The organism is Vibrio ostreae (assembly GCF_019226825.1).
In the GTDB taxonomy this organism is placed as follows: Bacteria; Pseudomonadota; Gammaproteobacteria; order Enterobacterales; family Vibrionaceae; genus Vibrio; species Vibrio ostreae.
In genome coordinates this window covers 448,092-467,923 of the sequence record NZ_CP076642.1, presented here as the reverse complement: position 1 = coordinate 467,923, position 19,832 = coordinate 448,092, and the positions used below count along the sequence as shown (strand labels likewise).

Sequence of the window (19,832 nt, the reverse complement as noted above, 5' to 3'; positions counted from 1 at the left end):
GTAGCGGATGGATAGCAGCCGGGGAGATTCCTGTTTGCTGCGATCTGTTTCGCTGCGGTCCGAACATTGCAAATTGAACTGAGAGAAATAGTGCGAATTGTGTTCCGGTAACATGACGTCAATGCGCAAAGTTAGAATTATCAATAAAAACAATGAGATATATTTTTACGTGCCTAAAGCTGGTGCAAGAGAGTGAAAATGAATTTGATTCAATTGCCACATGAAGGGAATTCATGCGCACCAATAAGGTGCAAGCAGTACAGCTTTGATGTGAACCAACAAGCGCAAAGCCTCAACGCCTGGGAACAGAAGTATAATCAACATGGTGCAGGGCAATTTCATGGCTATCTGGATGAGATTAAGCTGCCCGGCCTGCACTTGTTTGAGGAATTCACCAGTCATACTGTGCATCAGGAGTGCAGTGTCAATCCGAACGCCATTTGGATTGGTTTTTCGATGGACGCGCAACGCCCGAAAGTGAATGGTTTGCAGGCAGCGCCGCACCAATTGATGATTCGTCCGGCACAGCAGCACTTTGACCTGGCGACCCCGGATAATTTTCATATTTTTGGTGTGGTGATTGATCGTGACCTGTTGCTGGAAAATATCCAGTGTGATGACAAGCAGCAGTGGGAGTCGATATCTTTACTGAAAAACCTCAATCCGCAACATGGCTGCTGGTCGCTGGTGGAACTGATCCGGCAGGTGCTGGATACGGAGTCGGTGTTGGGGAAACGCTTGCTGCACTTCTCTTCTGGTCAATCGCCGTCTGGACAATCGCGGTCTGGACAATTGTCGCAAGGTCAGTCGTCACACAGTCAGGCAGCACTGCAGCAAGTGCTGGTCAGTGCAGTGATTGACAGATTAGGGCAGTTTGCGGTCAGTGAACACAATGAGTCGCGCAGTTACGCCACCCGTCGTCAGGCTCTGTTACGTTTGTACCGTCACCTCGATAATAATGGTGATTATCCGATGAGTGTGGCGGAAATGGCCTCGATAGCCTGCGTTAGCCAGCGCACCCTGCAATACTGTTTTGAGCAGGAGCTTGGAGTCAGCCCGATCGCCTTTTTACGTGAATGCAGGCTCAATGCGGTGCGCCGGGCGTTGATCGTCACTGATCAGGAAAAAACCATCAGTGAACTGGCGTTACAGTATGGCTTTTATCATCTCGGGACCTTTAACCAATACTACAAGCTGCTGTTTGGCGAGACCCCGAGCCAGACTCGTGATCGTGCCGATCGCTATGAGCGTGCCGCATTGGTGAAAAGTTTTACGCCGCAACGATAATGTGCGGCGTACAGTTGGCGAGAAACCGGGTTATTGGAACAGTTTCAGGTAGGCACCATAGCCTTGTGCTTGCATCTCTTCTTTCGGTACAAAACGCATCGCAGCAGAATTCATGCAGTAGCGTAAACCGGTCGGTGCCGGGCCATCTTCAAATACGTGGCCTAAATGCGAACGGCCAAAGCGGCTGCGTACCTCGGTTCGGGTGTAAAACAGAGTGTTATCTGACTTGGTAACGATATAAGCCGGATCAATGGGCTGGGTAAAACTCGGCCAGCCCGTTCCGGATTTATATTTATCTGTTGAGGAAAACAGTGGTTCACCGGAGACAATATCGACATAGATCCCCTCTGCTTTATTGTCCCAGTACTCGTTGTTGAATGCCCGCTCGGTGGCATCTTCCTGAGTAACCCGGTATTGCAAGTCAGTCAGTTTAGCGCGGATTTGGTCCTCAGACGGCCGTGTATACACCTTAACTTCACTAATGGCCCGTTTTTCATCAATCAACTGACGCAGTGTTTTCGGGTTATCTTCACGGTCATCGCCGAAGATCTGGTCTAAGTATTGGTCCCGGCCTGAAGCGTAGCGATAGTATTTATAACGCAGCGAACTCTTTTTGTAGTAATCCTGATGATACTCTTCGGCCGGCCAGAATTTTTTGAATGCAATTAATTCGGTTTTCAATGGCTTGTGGAAAATACCTGCCTGGTCAATCTCCTGCATAAAGCGTTCAGCAACCTGCTTTTGCTGCGTATCGTGATAGAAAATAGCCGGGCGGTACTGATTACCACGGTCAACAAAAGAACCACCGTCATCGGTCGGATCAATATGGCGCAAGAAGTGGTCCAGAACCTGCTCATAGCTCAGTTTGTCACTGTCGTAGGTGACCTGAATCGATTCGATGTGCCCCGTGGTGCCGGAAGAGACCTGTTTGTAAGTGGGATTATCTACCGTCCCGCCTGAATAACCGGATACAACATCAATCACGCCGTCCAGTTTCTCCATATCGGACTCGGTACACCAGAAGCAGCCCCCAGCGAGGGTTGCCACTTGCTCATGTTCTGCGTGAGAGGCAGAGGAATGATTGGATGCCTGACTGAAAAAGGACAGGCCTACAGGTAGCGCGACCAGTAAAGCTAGTAAACTTATCGTAATACGTTTCATGACAGTTCTTACTCATGTATTGAACGGATACTCAATAAGAACAGTCGAAGACGGAAAAAATTTCAACCCGGCAACCCGGCACCAGATAGATAGCGGAGGGTATTACCGGGTTCAATGGTTCAGGCCAGTTTAATCAGCTCTTCGACCAGACGATCGATACCGGAAGCGGCCTGAGAAATATTTTCGGCCAGCATATAAGCCGGGGTCGATAGTACGTTGTGCTTTTGATCGAACACAAAATCATCCACCGGACAGGAGACATGCTCGCCGCCCATCTTACGAAATGCGACAGCGGTGTCCGGATCGTTACCTATAGTGCCTTCGACACCGTGTTCGTAAATCATCGGGATGATGGTGGGTGCAATACACAGATAGGCGGCCGGTTTACCTGCCTGGGCAAAAGCGCGACAGGCGGTGGCAACATGGGTATTGATACTGCATTCCGAGCCATGCACGGCAAAGTCGGTCAGATTTTTTGCTGCGCCGAACCCACCGGGTATGAGCAAGGCGTCGAACTCTTCAACTTTAAGCTTGGCCACATCCTCGATTTTTCCGCGCGCGATACGCGCTGATTCCACCAGCACGTTGCGTGTCTCTGCCATCTCTTCACCCGTCAGATGGTTGATAACATGCATTTGCTCAATATTGGGCGCAAAACAGTGCCAACTGGCACCGTGGCGTTCGATGGCATGCAGTGTCAGCACGGATTCATGAATCTCGGCTCCATCAAACACACCACATCCACTTAATATCACGGCTACTTTTTTCATCGATCCATTCCTTTATCTGTTCGGGCAAAACATGCTTGCACTAAGCTGGGACGTCAACATTTTTGCGATCCGCTTTTAAGTTTAGTTTAAGGCTTTCATTATGTTGTCACTGATAGCGGGGGATTTTTGCTCAATCTCGTGAATGATTGTTCATTAATCACGGATCGCTATTCAACATTGCGGATTAATAATCATTGTGGCGAATTTTATCTTTGATGTGAAGCGTGCTAAAACAGTGACCGCTACGGTGCTAGTTGCTGTTATATAAGAAGCTAATGGTTGTTTAAAAAAGCTAATGGTTGTTTTATCAAACAAAGTTGCCGTCTAAGATAATCGTTGTCGTTTTAGAAAATGTCCTGATCCCAGTAAGGGACATCGGCGCCGAGTTTGTCACTGACGAAATCCATGAAAGCGCGCACCTTGAGCGGCAGGTGTTTACGCTCAGGGAAAACCGCGTAGATGGCATGTTCAGGCAAGCTGAATTCTTGCATCACAGGCTTCAGGCGACCGGCGATAATATCTTTGCTGACCAGGAACGTCGGTAATTGGCCGATGCCTAAACCGTCAAGCAGGGCGCGGCGTATGGCTTCACTGTTATTCACGGTCAGGTTACCCTTGGGGATGACTTTAAAATCCGCGCCGTTCTGGCTGAACGTCCACTCACTGCCGCCACGGAAATACGAGTAAACCAGACAATTATGGTGGATGAGGTCCTGAGGTTTTTGTGGCGGCTGATGAAGCTGCAGATAACCCGGCGAGCTACACAGTATGCTGCGACAACGCACCAGTCGTTTAGCGATTAAATTTGAGGTGGGCAGGTGGCCAATACGAATCGCAAGGTCAAAGCCGCCCTGAATAAGATCGACCATCTGATCTTCCAGTTGTAAATCGACTTCCACGTAAGGGTAGCGCTCAAGAAATTCACTGATAATCGGGGCGATGTGCAGAACACCAAATGACATCGGTGCAGTAATTTTTAACTTGCCGCGCGGCTCGCCCTGCAGTTCACTGACTGCATCACTGCCCTGCCGGGCGTGTGTCATCGCCTGAGACACGTGATAATAATAACGTTCGCCCGCTTCGGTCAGGCTAAGCTTACGTGTGGTGCGGTTGAGCAGGCGCAGCCCCAGTTCATCTTCCAGTTGGGTGATCCGTTTGCTGACGGCAGACTTAGTGATACCCAGCCGCTCTGCGGCCAGCGAAAAGTTACCGCATTCAATTACTGCCACGAAGACCGGGATTGCAGAAAAGGTATTATCCATAATTGTTGAGATATATTTAACAAAAAGTTTCCTACCTACTAGATTAACATCTCATGGAAAACAATCTAGACTGTTTGCGCGATTTGAGGAGATGAAAATGAAATACGATTGGATCTTATTCGACGCTGACGACACCCTGTTTCATTTCGATGCTTTTAAAGGGATGCAGCTTATGTTCTCGCGTAAGGGATTAGACTTTAGCGAGCAGGATTACCAGCATTATCAGCAAGTGAATAAGCCACTGTGGGTGGATTATCAAAATGGTGTGATCACAGCAGCTGAGCTGAAACACATTCGCTTTCAATCCTGGGCGGAAAAAATTGGCACCACAACGGCCGAGCTCAACAGCGCTTTTCTTGAGGCGATGGCAGACATCTGTACTTTGTTACCCGGCGCACGTGAACTGATGCAGGCTCTGCAGGGCAAAGCGAAACTCGGCATCATTACCAATGGTTTTACCGAACTGCAGGATGTGCGCCTGACCAGAACGGGCATGAAGGATTACTTCGAGCACGTGGTGATTTCGGAGCAGGTCGGTGTGGCGAAACCGGATGCGGGTATTTTTAATCATGCTCTAACCGTCATGGGGGATCCGGATAAAACGCGGGTACTTATGGTCGGAGATAACCCGCACTCAGATATTCTGGGGGGGCTGAATGCCGGTCTGGAAACTTGTTGGCTGAATATCCATCAAGCTGAAAAACCACACGGCATTGATGCCCATTACGAGGTGAGTTCGTTAGCTGAGCTGCAAAGCATTTTGCTGGCCTGATACGCTCTTCTGGTGCAAAGGGGTGTTCATTTAAAACGGCTTTTGCACCAGAATTCAGGTATCACAGATACCTGAATTTAGACATCACAGATCATAGCGACCTTCACGTTCCGGCTGATAAGTCACTTCAATAATTTCAATCACTTTCTCACTGCCACCAGGCATAGGCCAGCTTAGTGTTTGTCCGGCAGATAATCCCAGCAAGGCACTGCCTACCGGTGCAAAGATGGAAATATCGTCATTACTTTTGACTTCATGGGGATAAACCAGGTGTTTCTCCATGATTTCGTCTTTCCCCTGAAATTTAAAGCGCACGGTTGAGTTCATACTGACCACGCCTGGCGGTATTTCCTGAGGTTCTTTGATCGTTGCCCGATCCAGTTCATCTTCCAGCCTTAATAGTTCCGGTGACAGCTTGGGCATTTTGTCCATCAGTGAGCTGATGCGGTCCATGTCCAGTGTGGAAACGACGATTGAATGAGTGTGTAACATTTATTTTCTCCACAAACAAACACCGCCCTGAACAGTCAGGGCGGTATACAGGCCGAATTCATTTCGACTGAATTTAAGTTAGTGGCTACGTAACAAAAACGCAATCAAAATGCTCACAATTTCATACTTATAAAGTGTGTGTATTTGTAAGTAATGTCGAGGTGGTCACGCTAAACGTATCGATGATTCGTCGCGTATGGCTGCCTATCAAGGGGAAGGGTAGCCAGAAAGTGCTAATGAATGACTTCGCTTTTTCCGTTGTTCAACCTGCGCTTTACTGGATGTCCATTAACTAACAACGAGGTGTCATGTGCGAAGCACCCGCGTATATGTGTAGCACCCCAATATATCCATAGGACTGCGTAGCAAAAGAATAAGAAAACAACGTCACATCTGTTTGAATGTGAGTGATGCGCGGGTGCAAAGCGGGTGAGTTGTGGGTACTATTTGGATATCAATTCCGCCCCAACGCCGGATGCTAAGGACAAGAGTGCAGTACGTTAGAATCAAAGAGGCTATCGCAGAACAGATTGACGCCGGGAGCTTATTACCAAGGCAGAAGCTTCCTCCTGAACGCCAGCTGGCTGAATCCTTCAATACCACCCGCGTAACCTTGCGCGAGGCTCTTTCCTTGCTAGAAGCTGAAGGCCAAATCTACCGTGAAGATCGCCGCGGCTGGTTTATCTCTCCGCCCCCGCTGCGCTACAATCCGTCGCAGGCAGTTGATTTCGTCACCGCAGCGCGAGCGCAAAATCGTCAGCCCGATATGACCATCATCAACGCGAAAGCGATGCTGGCGGATAAGGTGGCGACACGTTTGCTGGCGCTGGCGCCTTTCGCTGATGTCTATCGTATTGAGCGCCTTCTTCATCTGGAGCAGCGTCCGGTCGCGTATGTGACGAGTTACGTTCCTCCTCAGCTGTGCCCCAATTTACTCCGTTTCGATCTCGCTCAATCAATGAGCCTGGTTTTGCGTGAGCACTTTGCCCTTGAGTACCACTCAATCAGTTACCGTGTCACTACCAGTGCGCTGTTTGGTGATGTGGCGCTGGCATTACGCGCCACCGCCGGCACACCGGCTTTGGTTATTGAACGTAAGCACTATGATCATAAGGGTAATCTGCTCAATGCAGAGACAGAGCTGTGGCGTCATGATGCGATTTGCCTTGCATCCGAGGCGATTCTGACTCCGGTCAGCGCGTAAACGGGCGCAGTGACGATGAAATTGTGTTAGCCTGCAAATTCATACTCAGAAGAATAAGGTGAGTAAATCATGAAAATATTCAGTAACTTTGATAGTGGTAGCATTGACGTAGTCAAAGCAGACGACAGGCAGGACATACAGCTGAAAATTCCGAATGACAATATGTCGGAATTTTATCAGTGGTTCCATTTTCGTCTTGAAAGCGAGGCGGAGCAGTCGCACACCATTAAGCTGCTGGATTTGGCAAAGTCTGCTTATCCGGAAGGGTGGCAGGGTTACGATGTGGTGGCTTCTTATGATCGTGAAGAGTGGTTTCGTGTTCCGGCCGAATTTGATGGTGATACACTGACGTTCAGCTTAATTCCGGAGCGTTCTTCGGTCTATTTTGCCTACTTTGCGCCTTACTCTTACGATCGTCATCTCGACTTGCTGCACATGGCACAAAGCGCCCATCATTGCCAGCTGGAAACCTTAGGCCAGACCCTAGACGGCCACGATATGAGTCTGTTGACGTTTGGTGAAGCGGAGCCGGAGAAAAAGGCAATTTGGCTGATCGCGCGCCAGCATCCGGGGGAAACCATGGCCGAGTGGTTTATGGAAGGCTTGATCAACCGCTTGCTGGATGAAAATGATACTGTCGCGCGTGCATTACTGGAAAAAGCGGTGTTGTATGTGGTACCGAATATGAACCCGGATGGTTCGGTTCGTGGCCACCTGCGTACCAATGCGGTTGGTGTGAACCTCAACCGTGAATGGCAGTCGCCTTCAATGGAGAAAAGCCCGGAAGTCTATCTGGTGCGTGAGCGTATGCTGCAAACGGGTGTGGACATGTTCCTCGATATCCATGGTGATGAAGCTTTGCCTTATAACTTTGTCGCCGGCTCTGAGGGGATTCCTTCCTACAGCCCGGAACTGGCAGCCAAGGAAGCGGCATTTAAGCAGGCATTATCGACCATTACGCCTGAGTTTCAGGACGAAGTCGGTTACGACAAAGATGAACCAGGCAAAGCGAATCTGACCGTCGGATCCAACTGGGTGGCTGAGCAGTTTGGTTGTCTGGCTTACACCATCGAAATGCCGTTTAAGGATAACAGCAATCATCCGGATCCGCTGTATGGCTGGTCACCGGAGCGCAGTATTTTGTTTGGGCAGGATGTACTGGCGGCCACACTGGCGGTGACAGACAAAATCTGAACTCTTTATCGCGATGCTATGTTCGCCAGATAAACCAAAGCCAGCGGTGATACGCTGGCTTTTTTGACTTCAGATACCGACATTATTGGCGTGGTTCGCAGCCTTATCAGCTGGTGGTGTCTGCGTCTGCATCCGCGCGCTTGAGAACTTTGTGACCATCTTCGCTGACGCCGTTTTTCCAGTAGCTACTGATGTAGATATGTTCGCGGTCGATCTCTTTTTCATTACGGAAATATTGACGCAATGTCCGCATCGATTCAAATTCACACGCACACCACACCGAACACTGGCCGGCCAACCAGGCCTGTGCTTGTACTGCATCGGCAAGGGTTTCTCCCTGGTCGCTGCATGCCCAGATAAGTTCGATACCGGCCGGTGCCTGCAGTTCTGGTTTATCAGCGATGGAAGCCAGTTCAACCACGGCATAACCGCGAGCATCAGAATTGAGCTGTGACAAAGTCACAGACAGTGCAGGGATAGCCGTCATGTCAGCGGCAAGAAATACCCAATCGGCGTCCTGGTTCAGAGACTGACTTTTACCCGGCCCTGCAATCGAAATGGTATCGCCGACTTGTGCGCTTTCCGCCCAGCGGGCAGCGAAGCCACAAGACAGGTCGCTGGTAATGTGACGGACAAAATCGACCACAATCTGGTTGCTGGCCGGATCAAATTGACGAATGGTGTAAGTGCGCATCAATGGACGCTCTTCTTCACTCAGGCTACCGATATCAGTTCCGCCCTGAGGCGTAAATAATAACTTAATGTATCCGCCTTCACTCTCTTTACCGAAATGGGCAATCTCATCTCCCTGCAGCGTAATACGCTGGAAGTTTGGCGAAATTTGTTGGGTTTCAGTAACAGTCAGCGCGAAATTGCGACGGGATTTTTGTTTGTTTTGCATAGTAACCTGATGTCTGGCAGCCGATAAGTGTACTCACCTTAACGCTAATTTTGTCATTCGGCAATGATAATTGTTGTCATTTACTGAAATTTACGAACTACACCAAATGAACCATTGTAAATGCACTGCTGTACGGCGTAATAAAAGGCGTGATCATACTGGCAGTTTGTGGCTTTGCTACATTGAAAACAGCAGCTTAGATTTGTCAAACTGCTGATGCAGTCTAGAGTTATTTCATACGGTACTTTGATCCTGGCGTATGCCGTACTACTCAAAAACTCGACCTGATTAACGACATCAAGCGTGTTGAACCTAAAGACATGCAGTACGGAAAAATCGATCTTTGATCGCCGTTTACGAGCCAACATCAATGAGCTGATGTTGCGCTACGGCAGAGGCGGACATATCGCGGCCGCTACCTGTTACATCCTGATAGAGCCGGCACCTGAGGATAGAGTAAGCACCTGAGGGAGATCAGGCCCGGATTGAGCATGCGCCGCGCACGGTTTAAACAGAGGGCATCGCATGTGGGTAAAATCCCTGCGTTAACAGGGAGTTTTGATATAAAGTGGGCGGCAAAACTGGTGAGGAATCGAAATGAGACATATACACACTGCCACCCATCCTGAACTCGGACCGTTAAGCGAGTATCGCATCATTCAGCGTCAGGCGGCGCGGGCCATTGTGGTTGATGGTGAAGATATTCTGATGCTGTATACCGCACGCTATCACGATTACACCCTGCCGGGCGGCGGGGTCGATGCGCATGAGGATATTCTGCAGGGGTTGGTGAGAGAACTGGAAGAAGAAACGGGTGCGAAGAATATTCATCATATTCAACCCTATGGCATCTATGAGGAGTTTCGTCCCTGGTATCGTGATGACGCCGAGGTGATGCATATGATTTCCCATTGTTTTACCTGCAAAATTGACCGAGTACTGGGCGAAACGCGGTTTGAAGATTATGAAGTTAAAAATGGCATGAAGCCGGTGTGGATTAATATTAATGATGCGATACGCCACAATGAAAAGACGATGACCGAAAGCGATAAAAAGGGCATGAGTGTGGAGCGGGAGACTTTCCTGTTGCGCCTGATCGCCAGAGAACTGCTGTAAACCTCGGTTGGCGTATCTGATGTAGCGTTCTCATATCGGTTAGCTCGGTGCATCCATATCCCGTTTCACAGGTGGCTGAATTGTTTGAACTTTGCTGATGCCGGGGCTGTCTATAGCATCAGTACCTGCAAGATATTGACGCACAGCTGACCGGCTTGTCTGCCAGGGTGGATAGTCGGTCTGGCAAGGTGAACAGTTTTGCAGCCAGACCCGCAGTCAACGATGGAATACTGCATCTCGGATCTAAAGGGTATATACTCATAACTAGCTGAATTATTGATAAGAAATGATCGTGTCCTCGGACTGACGCAATGTCGGCGCCAGACGCAACATTAAGCAGAAGGATTTTTGAATGGGGAAAGTAAGACCAATGGCGTTAGGGATGATATTAGCTCTGACCAGCCATTTCTCTCTCGCTGATGTGATCGAAAGTACCAGCCTGGTGGGTTTCGGCACAGCAAAGTATCCGCCAAACTTCACTCACTTTGATTATGTTAATCCCGATGCGCCAAAATACGGCAAAGTGACTTATGGCCAGGTCGGCACCTACGATAACTTCAACCGCTACGCCTCGCGTGGCGTCGCTGCGGCAGCCAGTGGTGAGCTCTACGATCCGCTGATGTTTTCACCGGCTGACGAAATTGACTCCTACTATCCTTTGATTGCAGAGAAAGTGCGTTACTCGGATGATTACGCCTGGCTGGAGCTGGACATCAATCCCAACGCGCGTTTTCAGGATGGCGTGCCTATTACCGCGCACGACGTGGAATTTACCTTCAACAAGTTTATGACTGAAGGCGTGCCTCAGTACCGGGTTTACTACAAAGAAATAAAATCGGTTAAAGCGCTGAATGACAAAACGGTGCGAATTGAAATGGCAGAGCCGAATCGTGAAAAGTTGTTTAGTTTTGCGCAGTCAACTCGTGTGTTACCGCAGCACTTCTGGAAGGATAAGAGCCTGTCAGAACCGCTTAATCAGCCGCCGGTTGGTAGCAGCGCTTATAAAGTGGAAGAGTTCAAACCTGGTCAGAGTGTGACCTATAAACTGGATGATAATTACTGGGCCAAAGATTTACCGGTTAATGTCGGTCGTAACAACTTCAAAGAGGTGCAGTACGATTATTACCGTGATGACACCGTCATGCTGGAAGCGTTCAAAGCCGGTGAGTTTGATTTACGCCAGGAGAGTCAGGCTAAGTACTGGGCGACCTCTTACACCGGCGCCAATTTTGATAACGGTTTCATTAAAAAGAAGAAATTCCGCACGATGCTCCGGCGGCAACACAAGGCTTTGTGTTTAATACCCAGCGTCCGGTGTTTAGTGACGTGCGTGTTCGCGAAGCGCTGAATTATGCGATGGACTTTGAGTGGATGAACAAAAACATGTTCTACAGTCAGTACACTCGCACTCGCAGTTACTTTCAGAATACCGAATACGAGGCGAAAGGTTTACCGGATGACGCTGAACTGACGGTGTTAAATCCGGTTAAAGATAAGATTCCGGCGCGAGTGTTTACGCAAGAGTATCAACCACCGGTCACCGATGGCAGTGGTCGTATTCGTCCGCAGATGCGTCAGGCGTTCAAACTGCTGAAAGAGGCGGGATGGGAGTTGAAAGATAAGGTGATGACCAATGTTAAAACCGGTCAGCCAATGTCTTTTGAGCTGCTGATTTACAGCCCGACCTCTGAACGTATTGCGATTCCGCTGCAAAAGAATCTCAAGCTGATGGGCATTGATATGAAGATCCGTACCATCGATACCACGCAGTACATCAAGCGCCTGCGTGACAGAGACTTCGATATGGTCTCGTCTTCTTATGCTGCTAATCCGTTCCCGAATCCGAACCTGATGATAGTGTGGAACTCGCATTATCTTGATTCGACCTACAACACCGCAGGCGTGACGGATCCGGTGATTGATCAGCTAACCCTGGATATCGCCAAGAATCAGGAACATCCGGAAAAGCTGAAATCATTGGGTAAAGCGCTGGATCGTATCCTGCAGTGGAATTTTTACATCATTCCGCAGTGGCACACCAGTATGTACCGGGTCGCGAGCTGGGATAAGTTTGAGCGTCCGGCTGTAATGCCTAAGTACGATCTTGGTTTGGATACCTGGTGGATCTCCAAACAGAAGGCCGAAAAATTACCTGAGAAGCGTCGTTAAGAGGAAGTTATGGCTGCGTACATCATTCGCCGTTTGCTGTTGGTGATACCAACGCTGTGGGCCATCATTACCATTAACTTCTTCATCATCCAGATAGCGCCCGGTGGGCCGGTTGAGCAGGCGATTGCCAACCTGCAGGGCCATACCTCCGGCATCATGGAGCGCTTTTCCGGAGGGGGGCAGGAAGTCGATATGTCGAAAGTCGACAATGGTGACCCGACCGGCTACAAGGGCTCTCGTGGTTTGGATCCTGAGGTGGTGGAAGCGATTAAACGTCAGTTTGGTTTTGATAAGCCACTGCACGAACGCTATTTCGACATGCTGAAAAATTACGTCACGTTTAACTTCGGCGAGAGCTTGTTCCGCGGCGGTAATGTGATTGATTTGATTGTTGACCGCTTACCGGTGTCGATATCACTCGGCTTGTGGAGTACGTTGATCATCTATCTGATCTCAATTCCGCTCGGCATCATGAAGGCGATTCATCACGGCTCACGCTTTGATGTCTGGTCAAGTGCGGTGGTGATCGTTGGTTATGCCATTCCCGGTTTTTTGTTTGCGATTATTCTGATCATTCTGTTTGCCAGTGGCAACTACTTCAGCTGGTTCCCGCTGCGGGGGCTGGTGTCGGATAATTTTGACCAGCTCAACGGGTATCAGCAGATCATCGATTACTTCTGGCATCTGGCTTTGCCGATTTGCGCCATGGTGATCAGTGGCTTTGCGACCCTAAGCATGCTGACCAAAAACTCGTTTCTGGATGAGATCAATAAGCAGTATGTGGTCACCGCACGTGCTAAAGGGCTGGATGAGGGCAGTATTCTGTACAAGCACGTGTTTCGTAACGCGATGCTGATCATCATCGCCGGTTTTCCGAGTGCGTTTATCAGTATCTTTTTCACCGGCTCGATGCTGATTGAGGTGATGTTCTCGCTGGAGGGCATTGGCCTGCTGGGCTTTGAGTCCACGATTCAGCGTGATTATCCGGTGGTATTCAGCTCATTGTACATCATGACATTACTTGGTCTGATACTCGGCATTATTTCGGATTTGACCTACACCTGGGTTGATCCGCGTATTGATTTTGAGGCCCGCTAAATGGTGTTGAGAAGTAAAAAAGTGAATCCGCTCAACGCGGCGCGCTGGCAGCGATTTAAATCCAACCGGCGTGGTTTCTATTCGTTGTGGATATTTTCGCTGCTGTTTCTTATCAGCTTGTTTGCTGAGGTTATTGCCAACGATAAACCTTTGTTTGTCTCTTATGATAACCAATGGTTTTTCCCGATAGCCGAGCAATACGCCGAAACCCGCTTTGGCGGTGAATTTGAGACCGAAGCGGATTACACCGATCCGTATGTCATCGATCTGATTGAAGAGAAGGGGTATATGATTTGGCCACTGATCCATTTCAGTTACGACACCATCAACTTCGATATTGTCGGCTCTGTACCGTCTGCTCCGGACAGTGTCAACTGGCTGGGCACCGATGACAAAGGGCGCGATGTCCTGGCGCGAATTATCTACGGCTTTCGTATTTCAGTGCTGTTTGGTTTTGTCCTCACCATCATATCTTCATTGATCGGTGTGGTGGTTGGTGCCACTCAGGGTTATTACGGCGGCTGGCTGGATTTACTCGGCCAGCGCTTTATCGAAGTGTGGTCAGGCATGCCAACCCTGTTTCTGTTGATTATTCTGTCGAGTTTTGTCGAACCGAATTTCTGGTGGTTGCTCGGCATCATGGTGCTGTTCAGCTGGATGAGTCTGGTGGGCGTGGTGCGGGCAGAATTCTTACGCTGCCGTAATTTTGATTACGTACGCGCGGCGCAGGCGATGGGGGTGAATGACACCCGTATCATTTTGCGCCACATGTTACCGAACGCGATGGTCGCGTCATTAACCATGATGCCGTTCATTTTGTCAGGCTCGGTCACCACCTTAACGTCTCTCGATTTTCTCGGTTTTGGTCTGCCAGTCGGTTCACCATCACTGGGTGAATTGCTGGCTCAAGGTAAAACCAATTTACAGGCTCCGTGGCTGGGTATTTCGGCGTTTGTTGTGTTGTCGCTGATGCTGACTTTGCTGGTATTTGTCGGTGAAGCCGTGCGGGATGCGTTTGACCCCCATTTACAACGGAGAGGCTGATGAGCGAAGCATTACTCACAATCGAAAACTTGTCGGTCGGCTTTGGCCGCAGTGATGCGGTGCAGGCGGTGACTCATCAGGTATCGCTGTCGATCAATAAAGGCGAAACTCTGGCGCTGGTGGGCGAGAGCGGTTCGGGTAAATCGGTGACCGCGAATGCGATTTTAAAGCTGCTGCCCAAAGGTTCGGCCCATTATCTGGAAGGTCAAATCAATTTTGCCGGGGTGAATACACTGCAATGCTCCGAGCGTCAGTTACGCGGTATTCGCGGTGGCCGGATTGGTATGATTTTTCAGGAGCCGATGGTGTCACTCAACCCGCTGCACAAAATTGGTAAGCAGCTGGTGGAAACCCTGGCTATTCATCGCGGCATGCGGCAAAAAAAAGCGGAGAATCTCGCGGTCAGCTGGCTGGAAAAAGTCGGTATCCGAAATCCGGCCAGTAAGATCAACGCTTATCCGCATGAATTATCCGGTGGTGAACGCCAGCGGGTGATGATCGCGATGGCACTGATTAATGAGCCGGAGCTGCTGATTGCCGACGAGCCGACCACGGCGCTGGATGTGTCAGTGCAGGCGCAAATCCTCGATCTGCTCAAATCTCTGCAACAAGAGCTCGGTATGGCGATGCTGTTCATCACGCATGATCTGAGCATTGTGCGCCGCATTGCCGATCGGGTAGCCGTGATGCAGGAAGGGAAACTGGTTGAGGTTAATCAGTGTAAGACTCTGTTTTCGGCGCCGCAGCATCCTTATACCCAATTGCTGATCCAGTCTGATCCGCGCGGCTTACCGGTACCGGTGGACAGCAACAGCCCGGTTCTGCTCAAAGCTCAGGATCTCAAAGTGTGGTTTCCCATCACCGGTGGCCTGCTTAAACGCACCGTAGACCACGTGAAAGCAGTAACGGACATGCAGTTTGAACTCAGAAAAGGTCATTCGATTGGTTTGGTCGGCGAAAGTGGTTCAGGCAAATCAACCACCGGCATGGCAATCCTGAAACTGGTGAATTCGCAGGGTGTGATTGAGTACGACGGACACGACCTGCAAGGTTTGGATCGTAAAGGTATGTTGCCGTACCGCAGTAAAATGCAGGTGGTGTTTCAGGACCCGTTTTCGGCGCTCAATCCGCGAATGTCAGTGGCACAGGTGATTGGTGAAGGCCTGTACGTGCATACCGATTTCAGCGACGAACAGATTGATGCGGCGATCTGTGATGCGATGCGCGAAGTGGATCTCGATCCACAAACTCGCCATCGTTATCCGAATGAGTTCTCCGGCGGTCAGCGTCAGCGGGTTGCGATTGCCCGGGCTCTGGTGTTGAAACCGGAATTTATTCTGCTCGACGAGCCGACATCGTCTCTGGATCGCACAGTACAGGCGCAGGTGCTGGATTTGCTCAAATCGCTGCAGGAAAAATACGGCTTAACCTATCTATTTATCAGCCATGATCTCAACGTGGTGAAATCACTGTGTCATTACACCATAGTAATGAAGCAGGGTGAAATTGTAGAGCAGGGTCCGACGCTGGACCTGTTTCAGAACCCCGGCCAGCCTTATACCCGTCAGCTGGTCAGCCTGTCGTCGTTTTAGTGTTGCTTGCAATGTTTGAGTGACAGACAAAGGCCCGGCAATGCCGGGCCTTTGTTTTCAATACGAATAGGTTTGAGCAGATTGGGTTTAAGACGATTCTGTTTGAGCCGATTCATGGACCGTCAGCTCACTGTAGCCGGTATCGCTGTCAAACTGGCGTTCAAACTGCAGAGTCGGGTAGTGATGGATAATCAGTTCTGCTGTGGTATTGACGATATTGCCATCCAGCAAATGACCGCCCCAGACTTTGCCCTTTGCATCAGCGACTGCAATATGCAGATGAAGGTGAGCATGGGTCAGGGTGCCCATCAGCGAGACAATTTCAAACGGTGCTTCAATGCTCAGTGTGCTGTGACTGTCCGCAAGGCGAATATTGAGCGTTGATAAGCATCCGGCGCAGGACGCGACAGACCCTGCCTGCACCTGGTTCTGCCTGATCAGTGCCAGAATCGACTGTTTCAGATCGGCGCCCCGGGTCAGACGGGTGGCGATAACATTGATCATCATGCCTCTCTCTTAATCAGTTGCAGCAGGGTTTCCAGTGCCTGCTCAAGGTCCTGATAACGTTTGGCTTTGCCCAGCACGCGCATGCCCTGCATCTGGGTCAGGATCAGGCTGGCGAGCGCCGCAGGGGCAAGATTGCCGGTCACAGCGCCGCTCGCGACCGCATTGGCTAACGCCTGTGTCAGCACCTCGGTTAAGTGATCAAACAGTTGGTGACCACGTTCCAGTACCCGCTCATCCTCTCCGGCATGTTCCACTAACGCGTTTTGCATAAAACAGCCACAGCTGCGTTGGCGCTGGAGTTCTGCGAACTGGCGCAGAAAGTGCTCTATCTCGCTCAGCGATGCCTGCGGCTTTTGCAGCTCCGCCAGTGCCGGAAAAGAGACCGACTGCAGGTATTTATCCAACGCCTCATAGTAGAGTTGCTGTTTGTCACCAAAGGTGTTGTACAGGCTGAAGCGGTTGATTTGCAGCGCATCGATCAGATCAGAAATCGCAGTATGGGCATAGCCCCGTTGCCAGAACAGTTCCATGGCCTGGGTCAGCTTCTGGTCGCGATCAAAATTACATTTTCTGGCCATGGTTATCTGCCTCGTTGGTGCGCCCGAGCTTATCAGGCTGGTTAAAATGATTCTTGACTGATCGTTTAGTTTACCGCTAAAGTCTATCCTAAACGATCGTTCAGTTAAAGATGAAAGGGATGTAAAATGAAGTTATACGAAACCGCCATGACGCCAAGCTGCCGCCGGGTCAGCATTTTTCTCAAAGAGTTGGGAGTCGATGTCGAGCGTGTTGCGCTTAATGTGCGTGAAGGCGATAACCTGACTGACACCTTCAAGCATAAGAGTGTCAACGGTAAGGTGCCGATGCTGGAACTGGATGATGGGACAACTTTATGTGAAAGTGTCGCGATCTGCCGTTATTTTGATGAAACGATAGCTAACGACAAAAATCTGTTTGGCCATGATGCGCTGAGCAAAGCGCAGGTCGAAATGTGGCATCGCGTGGTCGAATTTCAGGGCCTGTATGCCGGATTTCAGGCATTTCGTAACCTGAGCGGGATTTATCAGGATCGTGAAACCTGTGTCGCTGCCTGGGGTGAAGAGAGCAAATCACGCGTAGCTGAATTTCTGCCCCAGCTGGATGCTCGTCTGGCGCAAAGTGACTATGTTGCCGGTTCTGCGTTTACCATCGTTGATATCACCGCGTTTATTTTTGTGGGTTTTGCGCAAAAAGCACTGGAAATCGATGTGACTGGTCAGTTCGCCAATATTGCCCGCTGGCAGCAAGTCATCGCTCAGCGTCCGTCATTTCAGTAAACGCAAGGATATCTCAGGGATGTGGTTGGTATAGAGTACGCTTCTTATCCGTTAATCAGTGAGTCTGCAGGATTTGATTTATTAATGCGGGTGGCTTCGGTACACTAGCGCTAAATGTTGTAGAGACAATGATCATGAATGAATTTGAAGCAGCTCAGTGGGATGAAGAAGAAGTCGAAATCGAGGCAATTGGTGTCGAAGTCGATGAACAACCTATTGAACTCTATAAAGTATTGAAGATTGCCAACGTCGTCAGTGGCGGTGGTGAAGCGAAATACGCGATCGCTGAAGGTTATGTGGCGGTCAACGGTGAAATCGAAACCCGTAAGCGCCGCAAGCTGTACGATGGCGACCTGGTGGAGTTTGATCAGGAATATTACCTAGTGATCTGTGATGCACCCGTTACCGAAGCCGAGCCAAAACCTGTGAAACAGGCAGAGAAGAAAGCGGCACCGGCTGCGAAGAAGAAAGGCAATAACAGCCAGCCATCTGCTGATAAGAAAAAGTCGGCAGACAAAAACAAAGCAGCCAGTAAAAAGGGTGCTCAGGCTGGTAAAAAAGGCCAGAACAAAGCTCACCCTCTCTCTCAGTCTGCCAAGCCAAACAAAGCAAAGGCTACGCCAGATAAAGCGGCTGTCGATAATAACGCCGATAGCACCCCAGCCCAATCAGAGGGCGGACGCAACGCGATTCGTTTCTTCTGATAGCCGGTATAACGGGAAATCTGTTGATCAAGGGGAGCCGATAAGGCTCCTTTTTATCTCATGATTGAGGACTGTGCCAAAGGTACTGACGCTAAAATACCTCTTCTCCCAGGCCCACAGCCGCACAGCTCACGGCTATATTCTCATCCGCGGCCTGCATTTCGCAGCTTTGATCATCAATGCGTGAAAAATTAAATACCGCACCAAAAGTGTTATTGGCTACCTGATCTTGCTCTGATGGGATTGAACCGCTGACGCCGGTTACTGTTGTAGTTGTAGCGGTGAGATGATACTGCGATTTAAAAATATTCTTTTCTACCGTTGCCGGCCCTTGCTCCGGTATCCCGCGAATACCCACCGAGGAGCGATTTGAGGTGCCATAGTCGCCATAGTTGAACCAGTTATGCATCACATGCACATAGCTGCCGCCGTATCCTTCGCTGCCTTGGTGCATATCGAACTGATGATAGGCACCGCGGCCGCCATCCTGCATCACCAGATTATACTGAGCCAGGTAACCTTCACCAAGCTTGCCTGAACCTGCAATGGCGTGACGGTTGGCGGAGAAAATGTTGCACTGGATAGTGGCGCTGGTATCACCGTTCTGCACCACCACACCGTAGCCAAGTTCACTTTTGATATTGTGATGAATATAGTTGTTGTTAATAAAAGCCTGATGACTTTGTTTCAGCGACACGCCTGCCCAGGGCCAGCCGTATATTTCGTTGTTATCAACCATCACATCGGTCGAATACGACTCAGCCTGCATCCCGATAGTCTGCTTATCACTGTTGCTGACTTGCACTGGACCTTCAATGATCAGACCGGATATTCGGCTGTGACTGGCCAGAGTGATCACCGGGTACTTGTCATCTGAATCTGTTTCGAGCGGCAAAACCACCAGCTTACCCGGATTGTCGACCTGGCCGCGTTCACCGAACAGCGTCTGGCCGAGGCCAAGTGACAAAGCCCCGGATTGGTTCGGAAGCTCTATGGTGACTCCGGCAGGGATCTTGATGTAGCGATAGCCGGCACTAATTGCCGTCAGCAGATCCGCATAATTAGTGACTAAAATCAGACTGGAACTGTCTGGCAAGTTCAACGGCTGAAAGCTAATGCCCAGCGTAGCGCAGGTTTCTCGTGCAGTCGGGAGGGATGTGCTGTCGGCAGTCTGTGCGGATTCTGCCGCAGTAGTCGTGTCTTCGGAACAGGCGGTTAAGAAAACAAGCAGCGTGCATGCTAA

General features: G+C 49.9%; 18 protein-coding genes and 1 pseudogene. 11 read left to right on the top strand and 8 right to left on the bottom strand.

From position 1 onward, the window contains the following. Window positions 1-198: 198 nt before the first annotated feature. The gene (locus KNV97_RS02080; RefSeq protein WP_240798179.1) at window positions 199-1,287 is read left to right on the top strand and encodes a helix-turn-helix domain-containing protein; all 1,089 of its coding nucleotides are present in this window, start codon (window positions 199-201) and stop codon (window positions 1,285-1,287) included. A gap of 30 nt (window positions 1,288-1,317) precedes the next feature. Here the strand turns inward: KNV97_RS02080 and msrB are convergent, their stop codons facing one another. The 3 genes from msrB to KNV97_RS02065 form a co-directional block, all read right to left on the bottom strand. Continuing rightward, the gene (msrB, locus tag KNV97_RS02075) at window positions 1,318-2,448 is read right to left on the bottom strand and encodes a peptide-methionine (R)-S-oxide reductase MsrB (RefSeq protein WP_136485547.1); all 1,131 of its coding nucleotides are present in this window, start codon (window positions 2,446-2,448) and stop codon (window positions 1,318-1,320) included. A 119-nt stretch (window positions 2,449-2,567) separates the two neighbouring features. Further along, window positions 2,568-3,218, bottom strand: a complete 651-nt coding sequence (elbB, locus tag KNV97_RS02070) for an isoprenoid biosynthesis glyoxalase ElbB (RefSeq protein ID WP_218562001.1) — start codon at window positions 3,216-3,218, stop codon at window positions 2,568-2,570. A gap of 344 nt (window positions 3,219-3,562) precedes the next feature. Next, window positions 3,563-4,480: a LysR family transcriptional regulator gene (locus KNV97_RS02065; protein WP_218562000.1), complete on the bottom strand. Its 918-nt coding sequence runs from the start codon at window positions 4,478-4,480 to the stop codon at window positions 3,563-3,565. A gap of 97 nt (window positions 4,481-4,577) precedes the next feature. Between KNV97_RS02065 and yjjG the strand changes: the two genes are divergently transcribed. Continuing rightward, on the top strand, window positions 4,578-5,252 hold the full coding sequence (yjjG, locus tag KNV97_RS02060; protein WP_136485553.1) for a pyrimidine 5'-nucleotidase: 675 nt from the start codon (window positions 4,578-4,580) through the stop codon (window positions 5,250-5,252). A gap of 84 nt (window positions 5,253-5,336) precedes the next feature. Here yjjG and rnk read toward each other — a convergent pair whose 3' ends face one another. Then, window positions 5,337-5,744 carry a nucleoside diphosphate kinase regulator gene (rnk, locus tag KNV97_RS02055; RefSeq protein ID WP_136485555.1) on the bottom strand — a complete coding sequence of 136 codons (408 nt, stop codon included), beginning with the start codon at window positions 5,742-5,744 and terminating at the stop codon, window positions 5,337-5,339. A gap of 490 nt (window positions 5,745-6,234) precedes the next feature. On the opposite strand from rnk, the gene KNV97_RS02050 reads away from it, so the two are divergent. Beyond that, window positions 6,235-6,948: a UTRA domain-containing protein gene (locus KNV97_RS02050; RefSeq protein ID WP_136485557.1), complete on the top strand. Its 714-nt coding sequence runs from the start codon at window positions 6,235-6,237 to the stop codon at window positions 6,946-6,948. Between the two features lie 69 nt (window positions 6,949-7,017). Beyond that, window positions 7,018-8,142 carry a M14 family metallopeptidase gene (locus tag KNV97_RS02045; RefSeq protein ID WP_136485559.1) on the top strand — a complete coding sequence of 375 codons (1,125 nt, stop codon included), beginning with the start codon at window positions 7,018-7,020 and terminating at the stop codon, window positions 8,140-8,142. Between the two features lie 106 nt (window positions 8,143-8,248). Here KNV97_RS02045 and KNV97_RS02040 read toward each other — a convergent pair whose 3' ends face one another. Then, window positions 8,249-9,043, bottom strand: coding sequence for a siderophore-interacting protein (locus KNV97_RS02040; RefSeq protein WP_136485561.1), 795 nt, complete (start codon window positions 9,041-9,043; stop codon window positions 8,249-8,251). A gap of 597 nt (window positions 9,044-9,640) precedes the next feature. Here KNV97_RS02040 and KNV97_RS02035 point away from each other — a divergent pair. From KNV97_RS02035 to KNV97_RS02015, 5 genes and pseudogenes are all read left to right on the top strand, one after another. Beyond that, window positions 9,641-10,159 carry an NUDIX hydrolase gene (locus KNV97_RS02035; protein WP_136485563.1) on the top strand — a complete coding sequence of 173 codons (519 nt, stop codon included), beginning with the start codon at window positions 9,641-9,643 and terminating at the stop codon, window positions 10,157-10,159. Between the two features lie 352 nt (window positions 10,160-10,511). After that, a pseudogene (locus KNV97_RS02030) lies at window positions 10,512-12,328 on the top strand (extracellular solute-binding protein). A 9-nt stretch (window positions 12,329-12,337) separates the two neighbouring features. Beyond that, entirely contained in the window at window positions 12,338-13,426 is a 1,089-nt protein-coding gene (locus KNV97_RS02025; protein WP_218561999.1) for a microcin C ABC transporter permease YejB, read from the top strand. Next, window positions 13,427-14,470: an ABC transporter permease gene (locus tag KNV97_RS02020; protein WP_218561998.1), complete on the top strand. Its 1,044-nt coding sequence runs from the start codon at window positions 13,427-13,429 to the stop codon at window positions 14,468-14,470. Next, the gene (locus tag KNV97_RS02015) at window positions 14,470-16,062 is read left to right on the top strand and encodes an ABC transporter ATP-binding protein (RefSeq protein ID WP_218561997.1); all 1,593 of its coding nucleotides are present in this window, start codon (window positions 14,470-14,472) and stop codon (window positions 16,060-16,062) included. The genes KNV97_RS02020 and KNV97_RS02015 overlap by 1 nt, the downstream gene beginning before the upstream one ends. Before the next feature lie 87 nt (window positions 16,063-16,149). Here KNV97_RS02015 and KNV97_RS02010 read toward each other — a convergent pair whose 3' ends face one another. Together KNV97_RS02010 and KNV97_RS02005 are read right to left on the bottom strand one after the other, a co-directional pair. Beyond that, a complete protein-coding gene (locus KNV97_RS02010; RefSeq protein WP_218562114.1) occupies window positions 16,150-16,566 on the bottom strand; it encodes a PPC domain-containing DNA-binding protein in 417 nt (138 codons plus the stop codon). Further along, window positions 16,566-17,147 carry a TetR/AcrR family transcriptional regulator gene (locus KNV97_RS02005; RefSeq protein ID WP_218561996.1) on the bottom strand — a complete coding sequence of 194 codons (582 nt, stop codon included), beginning with the start codon at window positions 17,145-17,147 and terminating at the stop codon, window positions 16,566-16,568. The genes KNV97_RS02010 and KNV97_RS02005 overlap by 1 nt, the downstream gene beginning before the upstream one ends. 126 nt (window positions 17,148-17,273) lie before the next feature. Between KNV97_RS02005 and KNV97_RS02000 the strand changes: the two genes are divergently transcribed. Further along, entirely contained in the window at window positions 17,274-17,885 is a 612-nt protein-coding gene (locus tag KNV97_RS02000) for a glutathione S-transferase family protein (RefSeq protein WP_218561995.1), read from the top strand. 128 nt (window positions 17,886-18,013) lie between these two features. Next, window positions 18,014-18,589, top strand: a complete 576-nt coding sequence (locus KNV97_RS01995; protein ID WP_407701878.1) for an RNA-binding S4 domain-containing protein — start codon at window positions 18,014-18,016, stop codon at window positions 18,587-18,589. A gap of 91 nt (window positions 18,590-18,680) precedes the next feature. On the opposite strand, the gene KNV97_RS01990 is transcribed toward KNV97_RS01995, so the two are convergent. Beyond that, window positions 18,681-19,685: a hypothetical protein gene (locus KNV97_RS01990; protein WP_218561993.1), complete on the bottom strand. Its 1,005-nt coding sequence runs from the start codon at window positions 19,683-19,685 to the stop codon at window positions 18,681-18,683. Between the last annotated feature and the right edge of the window lie 147 nt (window positions 19,686-19,832).